This window comes from Burkholderia sp. WSM2230 (assembly GCF_000472445.1).
In the GTDB taxonomy this organism is placed as follows: Bacteria; Pseudomonadota; Gammaproteobacteria; order Burkholderiales; family Burkholderiaceae; genus Paraburkholderia.
The window spans coordinates 41,164-54,004 of record NZ_AXAJ01000025.1 but is presented as its reverse complement, the minus strand read 5'-3'; the positions used below and the strand labels follow the sequence as shown (position 1 = coordinate 54,004).

The following is a 12,841-nucleotide window of genomic DNA, read 5'->3' as shown; positions in this document are numbered from 1 at the left end:
GCAATCGCGCGCGACCATGCGTCGAGTTGCGCATAGGTCACCTGATCATTTCCGTCGACGAGTGCAATCGCGTCGGGACGCTCGCGGGCCTGCGCCGCGATTCGCGCCGTCACCGGCTCGTACGTAAACGAGACGGCAGATGTCGCGGCGAAATCTGCAGTGTGGCCTGTTGTCAGATCGCGCACCCGCACGTCGGTATCATGGCTCTCGACGAGCGCGGTCACGAGGCAATCCAGCATCTGCTCGAAATACCCGGCGACGCTCGCGACGCCCTCCGCTGACACGCGCGCCGCATGCCGGTGCCATTCCAGCCTGAGCGCGTCGCCTCCGCCCACATGACGGGGCGCGACGACCAGCATCAGCGGCAAGTGAGTGCGGTTGTGCGCCTCGACGGCGCGCACGCGCAGCGTGCCGCGGGTTTCGCTCGCTGCTCCGATTGCACCAAGCGCGTCGTCGAGCGGATAGTTTTCGAACACGATGAGGCTATCGAACAGCGCATCGACGCTCGAATCCGCCCATTGCTGCAAGCTCGCGAGCGGAGTGTGCTCGACGTCGCGCAACTCAGCGTTATGCCGCTGCAACGCGGCGAGCCACGCACGCACCGGCGCGTGCGATTCGACATCGACCCACAGCGGAAGGCTGTTGATAAAAAGACCAACCGTCGATTGTGCATCCGGCAGATCGACCGGCCGGCCCGACACGGTCATGCCGAATGCAACTTGCGTGCGCCCCGAGAAGCGCGCGAGCACCAGTGCCCACGCGGCCTGCACAAGCGTGTTCAGCGTGACCTGCGCGCGCTGCGCGGCGCGCTTCAGACGCGCGTGCGAGACGCCGTCGAGTTCGCGGATCAGCGCTTTTGCCTCGGCTCCAACAGCGCTGTTTTCGGACGACGGCCGCCACGCACTGCCGAGCGCATCGGCGAGGCGCGCCGGATCATCGCGCGTCGCGAGCCGCGCGCGCCAGAACGAAGCGGTGTCGGGCTGGCCATGCAGCCAGCGGACGTAAGCCTCATAAGGCACGCCGGGCGATGCATCAGGGGCGCCGCCAGCCTCGATCGCGGCATATGCGCGCGCCACTTCGGTCACTACCTGCGCGGTGCTCCAGCCATCCGTCAGAGCGTGATGATGAGTCCACAGAAGATCGTGAGCGCCGTCGGGACGCTGGAAAACATCTACGCGCATCAGCGGCGCGACGCCCGGTTCGAAGCCGCGCGCGACGAGCGCCTCGCGCGCGGCGTCGTATGCAGCCTCATATTGCTCTTCTGTCGACGCGTTGACAGGCGAACCCGGCGCCCCATCGGCAATGCGCGCATGCACTTCGAACGGCATGCGCACGTGCCGCTCGACGACCTGCAACGGCTCGCCGCCCGCGGGCCACACGAAGCGCGTGCGCAAAACCGGATGACGCGCGATCACCGCGTCCCACGCCGCGCGCATCGTGTCGATGCGGAGCTCGTCGATCGTGAGGCGCAACTGCGACACATACATGCCGGGCTCGCCGTCGAGCATGCCGTGAAAGAGCAGGCCCTGCTGCATCGGCGTGGCTGGGTAGACGGCCTCCACGGCGTCGCGCGAAACGCCGGCTTGCGCGAACCAGGGCTCGTTGGGAGCAGGTTCGATGGCGCGCGATGCGTTGGGTGCCTGAGTCGCTGCCGTTGGGGCCGCGGTGGTGTTGCCGGCGGTCCTGCTTGCGGTTGCGGCGCTAGTGATTGCGAAGGCCTCCGCGGAGGTGGCCGCGGATGCGCCAGAGGACGTGGCCACGCTTTCGCGTGTGCGCGTATGCGTAGTCGCAGGCGCACCGGCACTCACAATCGCGCCCGCCGGCACACTCGCACGCCCCCCCGCCACCGCCACAGCCACCCGCGCCGCTGCCTCGATAGTCGGATAGTCGAACATCTGCTTCGGCGTCAGCCGGAGTCCTGCGCCGCGCGCCTTCGCGATGATCTGCAAACTCAGAATCGAATCCCCGCCGATCTCGAAGTAGTTGTCCGTTACGCCGATATCGTCGCGTTTGAGCACTAGCTTCCAGATGCCTGCGAGCGTGCGTTCGGCGTCGTTGCGCGGCTCGACGCGCGCGGCATTCGCGGCCCCGCCCTGCTGCTGCGGGACCGGCAACGCGGCGCGGTCGACCTTGCCGTTGGCGGTGAGCGGCAACGCGGCCAGCACCTGTAGTGACGACGGCACCATGTAGTCCGGCAGATCCGCAGCGAGACGCGCGCGGATCGCGTCGACGTCGAGCGTGCCGGCCGCGCTCAGATAGGCGACAAGGCGCGGCGCCGCGCCCTCGCTGTCCGCATGCGCGATCACCACGGCGTCGCGCACGCCGTCCTCGACGCGCAGGCGTACGGCGACCTCTTCCGGCTCGACGCGAAAGCCACGGATCTTGACCTGGTCGTCGAGACGTCCGAGGAACGCAAATTCGCCGTCGGGCAGGCGGCGGCTGCGGTCGCCCGTCCGGTAAAGCCGCGTGCCGTGACCATGCGGGTCGGGCACGAAGCGCTCTGCCGTCAGCGACGGCCGGTTCAGATAGCCATACGCGACGCTCGCGCCGCCAATGCAAAGTTCACCCACCGCGCCCTTCGGCACCGGGTTGCCGTCGGCATCGACGATGCGCGCGTCAACGTGCGCGAGGGGCTTGCCGAGCGGCAGTGTCGCCGCCCGGCTTTGCGCGCCGCAGCGCGTGAGCACGCCGACGGTGGTCTCGGTCGGTCCATAGTGATTGATGAGGCGGCATTCGGGACGCAGCGCTGCAACACGCTCGGCAAGGCGCCTCGGCGCGGGCTCGCCGCCCATCACGAGGCAACGGCGCGGCAATGCCCGCTCGGGAAATTGCGCCTGCAGGAGCGCGTCGAGATGGCTCGGCACGATCTTCAGCAGATCGACGGCATGCGCGTGCATGTAGTTCGCGAAGGCATCCGGATCGGCGACGACATCGGCGTCGAGCATATGCAGCGTCCAGCCATGCCAGAGCGCGCCAAACAGCGACGTGTGGCCGAGGTCGGCGGCGGGTGTCGACAGATACGCGGCGCTCGCGATCTGCTCCGGCAGCCGTTCGGAGACGCCACGCAGATACGCGGCGAGCGCCGCATGGCTCAGCACGACGCCCTTCGGTCGACCAGTCGAGCCCGATGTGTAGATCACGTAGGCGGGCCAGGCGAGGATGCTGTCGTCGGCTTGCGGATAAGCAACGGTGAGATCGGCGCTATCCGCGCAAGTGGCGCTACTGGCGCCTGCGCGCAACGCGTGTGGGTTCAGCTGCACCACTCCGTTGGGCAGCCACGCGGGCCTGGCTGATGTTGGCGCGGCGCTGGTTCCTGAATTGGTGGCGGTGTTAGCGATGGTGTTGGCTGCGGTGTTGGCCGCGGTGTTGGCCACTCCTTCGCAACCCAGATCACCCATAGTTCCAACCACCGCCTCGAACGGCTCGCCGGTCACCACCACTCGCGCGCCGCAATCCTCAGCCTGCCAGCGCAGCCGCGCTTGCGGCAACGCGGGATCGAGCGGCACATAGCACGCACGCACTCGCCACACCGCGAGGATCGTCGCGACGAGCGCCGCGCAGCGCGGCAACGCGAGCACCACGCGGTCGCCGGGCCGCACGCCCGCGTCGACGAGCGCCGCGGCGAGGCCGCCCGACCAGGCCCACAAATCGCGCCAGCCGAGCGGCCCCGCGCTGTCGGCGAGCGCAACGGCGTTCGGCCGTTCAATGGCAAACCGCGCGACGCGCGCAGGCAGGAAATCGGTGTCGAAATGGATGGCTTGCATGGTGTCCGTGGTGTGATCCAGGTGTCTGACGCCCGCGCGGGCAAACGCGGGCCACTGTGTTTCGAGTCGAGTCGTGGTGACGAAGGCGACACGAAGGCGCCCTAAACTCGCGCGCTCAGGGCGCGTAAGCCCCCGCGCCGCGCGCAGTGCTTTCAGCCGCTTCATCGTCGTCGAGGCGGAATTCGCCGATAGCACGCAAAGGCGCGTCCGCAATCTGTTCGAGTAGTTCGACGTAGTGCCGCGCTAACTGCGCCACGAACGCATCGTCGTAAAGTGCAGCGGCGTACGCGAACACGCAGCGCAATTCGCCGGCGCGCTCGCGGAACACGTCGAGCGCGAGTTCAAAGCGGGCATCGCTCGCGTCGGCGTCGATCAGTTCGCACCGCACGCCGTCGAGATCGAGCGTCGTGTCGAATTCGTCGTGCAGCACGAACTTGATCTGCGCGAGCGGACTGCCGCCCGCGCGGCGCCCCGATTGCAGCGCCGCCGCAACGCGCTCGAACGGCACGTCGGCGTTCGCCTGCGCGTCGATGCTGTCGTCGCGCACTTCGCGTAGCAATGCGGCAAACGTCTTGGTGCTTTTCACGCACGCGCGCATCGCCAGCGTGTTGACGAAAAAGCCGATCAGCTCCTCGGTTTCGAGCCGGTCGCGGCCGGCGACGGGCACCGCGATAGCGACGTCCTGCGCGCCGCTGTAGCGCGACAGCAGCGCGGCGAATGCAGCGAGCAGCACCATGAACAACGTGGCGTTTTCCGCGCGCGCGAGCGACTCGAGGCGGCTCGCGAGAGCAACAGAAATGCGTGCGCCGACGCGCGCGGCAAGCGGCTCATACGCACGGCCGCGTTCGTGCACGGTCGGCAGATCGAGCACAGCGTCGTAGCCGGCGAGACGGCCGCGCCAGTAGTCGAGCTGCGCGTCGAGCTGCGCGCCGCCGTCGGCGCTAAAGCGCTCGCGCTGCCATGCGGCGTAATCGGCGTATTGGACTGCCGGTGCAGGCAGTCCGGGCGGCGTGCGCGTGCCGCCGCGTAGCGCGGCGCGATAACCGGCGGCGAAATCGCGCAGCAGCACGTTGATCGACCAGCCATCCGCGACGATGTGATGCATGACGAAATGCAGCACGTGCCGTCCATCGCCACGCGCGAACAGCGTCGCGCGAAAGAGCGGCCCGCGTGTCAGATCGAACGGCTCGCGGGCGCGTCGGCGCAACTGCGCGTCGAAATGTTCGTCGGTGCTGTTGCGCGCGTCGACGGTTTCCCAGTGCCACGCGTCGCGAAGATCCGCCGCGTCGGCCACTGGCGCAATCAATTGGCGCGGCGCGTCGCCGGTATCGTCAAAACGTGTACGCAGCATCTCGTGACGAGAAACCAGCGCATCGAGCGCGCATTTCGCGGTGTGAGCATCGAGCGGACCTGTCAACGAGAGCGCCGCAGAAACGTTGTACGCGGGGCTGTCCGGATCGACTTGCCACAATACCCAGAGGCGTTCCTGGGGCAAGGACAGCGGCGCCGCGCCGCGCTCGCTCGCAGCGCGTCGTGCAAGGCGGGCAACGCTCGTGCCTGCCTGCGATGGAGTTGCCCAGCGCGCATCCAACGCGGCGGCCAGATCCATAAGCTTCGTATGACTAAACATCAGCCCAACTGGCACGTCGCGCCCTAGTTGCACACGCAGCCGCGATGCGACCTTCGCCGCCAGCAGCGAGCGGCCGCCAAGCGTGAAAAAAACATCCGATGCGCGCGGTGTCGGCACGTCGAGCACCTCGCTCCAGACCTGCGCGATGATCTGCGCCGTCGGCGTCAACGTCGCGCCGCTCGCTTCTGATGCGCTCGCGCCCGTTGCGATGGCTTGCGGCCGCTCTGATCTCGCGTCGCGTACAGCGAACGGCATGAGCGCGCCGCTTTGCCACGCGGCCACACAGGCGCTGCGCTGAAGTTTGCCGCTGGAAGTTCGCGGCAGATCGCCGGGTTCGAGCAGCAGGATCAACGCGGCTTCGTACTGGAATGCGTCGCCGAGCGCTGCCGCGATCGCAGCGAAAATCGTCTCAGGCGCCACTTGCCGCGTCCTGCCTCGCGGGACTTCGGCCGCCACGCCAATCGCCTCCGCGCCGTCGGCCGTCTCGACCGCGAACGCGGTGACGCGCCCGCGGCGCAGCCATTCGACACGCTCCGCGAGCACCGTCTCGAGGTCCTGCGGATACACGTTCTCGCCGCGCAGCACGATCATGTCTTTGCGGCGTCCGCAAAAGAACAGCTGACCGCCGTGGACGAAACCGAGATCGCCGGTACGCAGCCAGCGTCCCGGAAAACCTGGCGCGTCGTCGAGAAACACCTCGGCGGTGGCCTGCGGGTTTTGCCAGTAGCCACGCGTGATGCTCGGACCGGCGCACCACACTTCGCCGACATAACGGTCCGGCAGGCGCGCGCCCGTCTGCGGCTCGACAATCGCAAGCTCATGGCCGAACGCCGTTACACCGCAACCGACGACGGCCTTATCGTCACCGTGGCCGGCGCGGTTACCGTGGTCGCCGTGGTCGCCGTAAGCGCCATGGTTACCGCCATTGCCAGCAGCCACAGACCGCGCGAGCGGAGACGGCTGCGCAAGTGCGGACGCAGAAAAACGCGTCTCGGGCGAGCCCGAGCCCACCTCCACGCCCGTGAAAAACAGCGTCGCCTCGGCAAGTCCATAACATGCGTACATCGCGCGCGGATCGAGGCCGTGGGCGCTGAAGCGCTCAGCGAAACCGTCGAGCGTCGTCTGGCGAATCGGCTCCGAGCCGCAGAACGCCACGCGCAGCGACGACAGATCGAGCCCGGCCAGCTGTGCTTCGCGTACGCGGTCCGTGCATAGTCGATAGGCGAAGTCGGGGCCGCCCGTTACGGTCGCGCGCTCGCGTGCGATGCCGGCGAGCCAGCGCGCCGGACGCTCCAAAAAATGCAGCGGCGAAATCAGCGTGACCTCAAAGCCGCACAGCACCGGCATCAGCACGCTGCCTATCAGCCCCATGTCGTGATAGAGCGGCAGCCACGAGAACATGCGGTCGCCCTGCCGGCAACCCATGCCGCGCGACATCGCGCTTACGTTAACGCATACGTTCGCATGACTAACCATCACCCCCTTCGGCGCCGACGTCGAACCGGACGTGTACTGCAGGAATGCTATCGCGTCGGGTTCGACGCGACCGATGCAGAAGTTTTCGTCGCGGCTCGCCTCGTCTGGCGACAGGAGCGTCGCACCGTTCAGCTCGAGCTCGTACTCCAACTCGCCCGACGGCGCACGCGAGGCGCGGTCCACCACTGCGATTCGTGCCATGGAATCGCCCGAGATGCGCTGCAACCGTTCGATATGTCCGCTTTGCAGCGCTTGCGGCGGATACGCCGGAACCGCGATCATCCCCGCATACTGGCAGGCGAAGAACGACGTCACGTAGTCGAGCCCGCTCGGCAGCATCAGCAGCACGCGGTCGTTCGGTGCGCCGTGTTGGCGCAGGAGCGCCGCGAGACGCCGCGCGCGTGCATCGAGTTCTGCGTAGGTCAGCTCGTGAGCGTCCGCGTCGCCGTCCGCGAGAAAACGCACTGCCAGTTGATCGGGGCGCTCGCGAACGTGCAGCTTCATCACCGCGACCATGTCCATCGCGGGCGCCGCAGCTGGCTTGAGCGGCGCGTCACCGAACAACGCGGTGCTGCTGGCTTCCTGGTCCTGAGCAGCGCGATTCGCCGCATGCTGGTCCGCGCCATCGTGGCGCGGCGTATTGATAACAGACATCCTCGCCTCCCGAGATTTGCCGCGCGCCGCGCGGCTGTCGTCGCCCTGCACCGCATCGGCGCGGCGCAAAGCAAGCGTCGCCGTCGCATGCGTTGCGCCGGCGGCGTGAATATCGTCATTGCGGGGAAAGCAAGGCGTCTCTTGGGAACGCCGTTATGTGACGCCGGTCAGCCGTGCCGGCCCGCTTGCATCATGGCGACGCAAGGGCCGGCCGGCGGGTGCCGGTCAATACGCGAAACTGATCGGCGTGCCGCCGCGCGGATGCGCAACGGTGCCCATCGGCACGCCGTAAATCGCGCCGAGCATCTTCTCTTCGATCAGTTCCGGCGCGCTGCCGCTTGCGAGCAGGCGGCCGCCCTTCAGCGCCACGAGGTCGTCGCAGAAACGCGCCGCCATGTTGACGTCGTGCAGCACGACCACCACGCCGAGACCACGTTGCTGACTCAGCGTGCGCACGAGGTCGAGCACTTCAAGCTGATGCGCGATGTCGAGTGCGGAGATCGGTTCGTCGAGCAGCAGGCACTGGCTGTCCTGCGCGACCAGCATCGCAATCCATGCGCGTTGCCGCTCGCCGCCCGACAGACTGTCCACCGCGCGGTCCGCGAAACGCGCGATGTCCGTCAGCTCCATCGCCTCGCGGACCTTGTCGCCGTCGACACCGGTAAAGCGTCCAAGCGCGCCGTGCCACGGATAGCGCCCAAGCGCGACCAGCTCGCGCACCGTCATGCCGCTAGCCGCCGGCTGCTGTTGCGGCAGATAAGCCACCTGACGCGCGAACTCGCGGTTCTCCCATTCGCGCAGCGCACGGCCCGCGAAACGCAGCGTGCCTGCGGTAGGCGCCTGTTGACGCGCGAGCAGCTTGAGCAACGTCGATTTGCCGGAGCCGTTGTGACCGATCAGGCCGCACACGCGTCCTTTCGGCAGCGTCAGCGCGAGCGGATGCAACAGCACGCGCTCGCCGATGTGAAACGACACGCCGTCGAGTTCGTACATCGGCTCGCCGTGCCCGACAGCTGCGGAAATAATGGACGGATTGGCGTTCATGAAAAATGAATCCTGAATCAGTGATAAGCGGACGCGAGGCTCGCGGCATGCGCCGCGCCTGGGCCGTCCTCGACGATCTGGCCGAAATCCAGCTTGATGAAGCGCTCGGCGAGATGGAAGTAACGATCGTCGTGCGTGATGACGAGCACGGTCTTGCCCTTGGCCTTCAGCTCGGGCAGCAGGCGCTTGTAGAACACGTCCTTGAAGAGCGGATCCTGGTCCGCTGCCCATTCATCGAACACATAGAACGGACGATCCTCCAGATACGCGACGACGAGCGCGAGCCGTTTGCGTTGCCCCTGCGAGAGGTCGAGGGTCGAGAACCTGCCGTCCTTCACGCTGACCTTGTGATCGAGTTGCAGATCGACGAGCAGTTGCTGCGCAAGCGCGTCGAGTCCTTCAGAGGGCATGCCGAGCAGCGTGTCGAACAGGAAAAAGTCGCTGAATACCACGGAGAAATGCTGCCGGTAGGCGTCGCGCCGCGCTTCGTCGACGGGCTCGCCGTTCAGCAGCACGCGCCCGCTCTCCGGCACGTAAAGCCCGACCAGCATTTTCGCGAGCGTGGTTTTGCCGCTGCCGTTGCCGCCGATCAGATAGACGAGCTCGCCTGGCCGGAACACGAGATCGACCGGCCCAAGCGTGAACACCTCGTTTTCCTTCTCGCGGAAATAACGATGCGTGGCGCCGTCGAGCGCAATGCTTTCGAACGATGCCGCGACCGGTGGTTCGAGCATGACCTCGCGCGGCAGTTCCGCATTGACCTGCTCGATGCGCTCCAACGCGACGCGCGCCGAACTGAGGCTCGGAATCGCGGAGAGCACGGCTTCGATCGGCATGATCATGTAGACGAACACAATCGCGTAGCCCGACATGACATGAGGATCGACTCTGATGTAGCGCGCGAACACGAAGAGCGTCAGGCCGATGAACGCGAACAGAATGAAGTTGCCCCAACTCGTCGCCGCCGCGTACAGCATGTAGCCCCGCGTACGCTGCACGCGCACGGCTTCGACGTTGCTCGCGAGCGTGTCCTCGACGAAAGCGGTCTTGCGGGCGCGATGCAGCTTCAGTTCCTTCGCGCCGTCAAAGAGCGCGCGGAAGTGCCTGACGAGATCGTCCTCGCGCTTGCGCGAGGCACGCAAATGGAACATCGCGCGGGTGTGCGCGTAGCGAAAGCCCGTCATTCCCAGCACGATGGTGACGATCGCGACGAGCAGGATCGGCCACGACATATAGCCGAGATACGCGAGACAGCCGACGATCACCGCGCTTTGCATCGCGAGCGAAGGCAGGCTCACGAAGAACACCACGATCGTGTCCAGGTCCTGCGTGAGGACAGCAAGCGATCTGGCCGCGCCCTGCTTTTCCAGCTGCGCAAACGCGGCGTCGCCAATGCGGCGGATCGTGCGCATGCGCAATGTCGCTTTCGCCTGCTGGCCGAGCCACATGAAGAGCGACTGCGCGAGCGCGCGCATCGCGAGCACGCCGAGACCCACTGCGAGGAACTGCATGCCGAGCCGCGCGAGACCATCCGGCGTCGCGACTAGCGCCTGATTGATGAGCGCGAGCAAGGCGGCATTGCCGAGACCGCCCAGCACGCTCGCAATGAGCGCGGCGGCGATCATCCAGCGCGACTTGCTGACCAGTTGCAAAAGTACGGACATGAAGCTCCTCTCAGTGCGGCCTGCTTTGGCGAGGACGCGAGCAGGTCCTCGCGCTCCGGCCGCGTCAGTTATCGACACCTCGCGCATCGTCTCCATGCGTGAAGGTTCTTTCGTGTTCGTTGCGCGCACCATGTGCGGACACATGACGGCGTGCCTGTGCAGCGTGAGGCATAACCTGCGCGCGGCGCTTCAGAAACGGACAGCGCTCCTCGATGGGCGCGTTTGCGTCGTCGAGAAAGTACTGCTTCCATTCCAGGTTGCCCGGATCGCCATAAAAGCCGAGATCGGGATGCGCGGGAATATCGTCCCACGTTTGCAGACGCTTGCGCACCTCGTTGCGTGCTTCGCGGCCGATCACCTTGTTCGTGATGGTGTCAACGAACACCGAACGCGGCTGGAACAGCAGCACCATGCCAGGCCCCAGATTGCGGCTATGGCGCGCGCGGAACGACGGGCACGCGCATACGACGAACATCTGCACGCCCGCATAGGAGAACTCCCACGCCTCGTCCATCGGGTCGGGCTGCTGGTCCGCCGCCGGATCCGGATCGATGTCGTGCAACTGCTGCAGGATGCCCCAGAACCGGGTCCTGTATGCATCGTGCGAAAGCGGTTGCGGGTCCGGCTCGAAAAACACGGCGATGTTGTTTCTCCTGTACTGCGGCTGCAACGCAAGCTCCGCGAAGGTTTGCATCGTCGCGGGCAGATCGCGCAGATCGCCGCCGTTGACGAACGAGTAGAACATCTCGCCGCGCCGCTCGGCCATCGTGCCGAAAAAACACGGATACGCCGGATCGAGCACCTGCTCGCGCAGCGTCGCATACGAAGCGTCCAGCCATGCGGGTGCGCGCACCGCCGCTCCCGTCGCCCTGCCGGCAATGATCCGGCTCTTCCAGTCGCTGACCTCGAATCGATCGGCCTCTGCCATAGCACTATTGCCTGCTTGCATCGTTCGCTCTCTCTTCCTGACCCACTGTTGTGCGCGCCGAACGCGCGAGGCATCCCGGACCGGGTGGCCGGAACATCGATACAGCTGTCGTGGGGAAGAGGCACCTTTGTTGTCGATCTTTGCCGTGGGCGCCTGCATGATGCTGCCGTTTTCTTGCTGCTTTGCCTGCGCTCAGTTCGACGCTGAGGCTGGCTCGTCGAGCTCGGCGACGAGGGCCGCGACCCACTCGTCGGGAATGATTGGCTGGTGATACGTGCATTCGCCCGATACCACCGTCGAGCCGTGCAGGCGGCCGTCCGGAATCATCACCATGTCGCCTTTGTGCATGGCGTGTTGCATGCCGACGTTGCCCCAGAACAGCATGTCGCCCTCTTCGATCGTGACGAGACGATGATCGTTGTGCACGTGCGTCGTCGAGCACATTTCGTGCGGCTCGACAAAGGTCTCGCGGTCGATGCCGGGACACTCAGCGTCGATACGCGAGCTGATGCGGCGCGCGAAAGCGACAAAGTCGCGAATCGACGAAAGCCAGCGCAGTTGCTCGCCGAGATCCCAGCGCGCGCGCCCGGCCAGCCGCTCGCCAGCGACGACGCCCTGCACGCAGTGAGCGCGCGCCGCCTCGCCGAAATTGTCGGCCACGCGCCGCAAGGCCCGCGCGCAGCGCTGTTCCAGTGCACTTTTCAATGCAGTCGCGTCGGCGGGAGCACGGCCGGCAGGCTGCAGATGCGCGCACGCGCGTTCCAGCGCAAGACCGAACGCGAGCCATTCGGCTTCGGCCGCGAAGGCCGCGCCGATCAGGCCAAACGCGCGGTCCGGCCGGCGCGCAAGCGCATACAGCAGGTTGCATTTCGCGGTGCTGGTCGGCAGATAGAACTGCCAGTACGCGTGCTGCCTGCGCGTGACACCGCTTGCGGCGGCCACGCGCTCAAACAGTGCGTCGTCCGGTGCCTGGCGATGAAGGCCTGGCCGCTCGTCGGGCGGCAGCATGTCGAAGAAACCGCTCGCGCCGGCTCGCGCGAGTGCGCGGCGCTTCGAGACCGCGAGCGCCCAACATTGGACCATGATGAAGCGCAGCCCGTCTTCGAGGTAGTCGTTGCGCATGAGCCGCTCGAACGTGGCGCTCCAGAATGCGAGTTCCTCGTCGACGATATGCGCGACGCGCGCGCTCGCGGCGCCGGCGCCTTCACTCACGTCGACGTCTTTCGTCAGGTATTCAAACGCATATGCTTCGAGAAACGGCGCGATCTGCGCACCCAGTTCGCGCGTATCTTCGCGGTAGAAGCCGGTGAAGCGCTGCCAGTCTGCCGGCTCCGCGCCCACAGGCGCACGCGCGACGTCGAGCTCGTAGATCGACATGAGCGTGCGACCCGACGCGAGCGCCGGCAGGCGGCTCACGTTGTGCTCGCGCACCGGCCTCATGAACTTGAGGAACTCGAAGTCCTCGGGCCGCAATGGGCGGCGATGGAAGTCGTCGTCAAGCAGCAGTTCGTCGACAGTCGCGCTGCGAAACGGCTGCGCCGCCGCGAACTGTTTGATGAGCGCGACGTAGCGCTCGCTGTGGCCAACGAACGGCGAGAAATCGAAGATCGGCAGCGAAGCCTGGCTCATGGTCATTCGGTCCTTATCCGGTTTGCCTCAAACTGCGAGTGATGGTGGTCAA

The 12,841-nt window shown here is 66.4% G+C and carries 6 protein-coding genes; all 6 read right to left on the bottom strand.

Annotated features, from left to right (window positions below; all coding sequences use genetic code 11):
• Window positions 1-3,764 (bottom strand): non-ribosomal peptide synthetase (locus A3AC_RS0128635; RefSeq protein WP_035476053.1); only part of this gene is annotated, 3,764 nt, incomplete at its 3' end.
• Between the two features lie 115 nt (window positions 3,765-3,879).
• Entirely contained in the window at window positions 3,880-7,524 is a 3,645-nt protein-coding gene (locus A3AC_RS0128630; RefSeq protein ID WP_025603021.1) for a condensation domain-containing protein, read from the bottom strand.
• A gap of 225 nt (window positions 7,525-7,749) precedes the next feature.
• Complete coding sequence (locus tag A3AC_RS0128625) at window positions 7,750-8,568, bottom strand: ATP-binding cassette domain-containing protein (RefSeq protein ID WP_025603020.1); 819 nt, start codon at window positions 8,566-8,568, stop codon at window positions 7,750-7,752.
• A 17-nt stretch (window positions 8,569-8,585) separates the two neighbouring features.
• Window positions 8,586-10,232, bottom strand: a complete 1,647-nt coding sequence (locus A3AC_RS0128620) for a cyclic peptide export ABC transporter (protein WP_025603019.1) — start codon at window positions 10,230-10,232, stop codon at window positions 8,586-8,588.
• Window positions 10,233-10,296: 64 nt separating this feature from the next.
• Window positions 10,297-11,181, bottom strand: coding sequence for a YqcI/YcgG family protein (locus A3AC_RS0128615; protein ID WP_025603017.1), 885 nt, complete (start codon window positions 11,179-11,181; stop codon window positions 10,297-10,299).
• A 171-nt stretch (window positions 11,182-11,352) separates the two neighbouring features.
• A complete protein-coding gene (locus A3AC_RS0128610) occupies window positions 11,353-12,789 on the bottom strand; it encodes a peptide synthetase (protein WP_025603015.1) in 1,437 nt (478 codons plus the stop codon).
• Window positions 12,790-12,841: the final 52 nt, after the last annotated feature.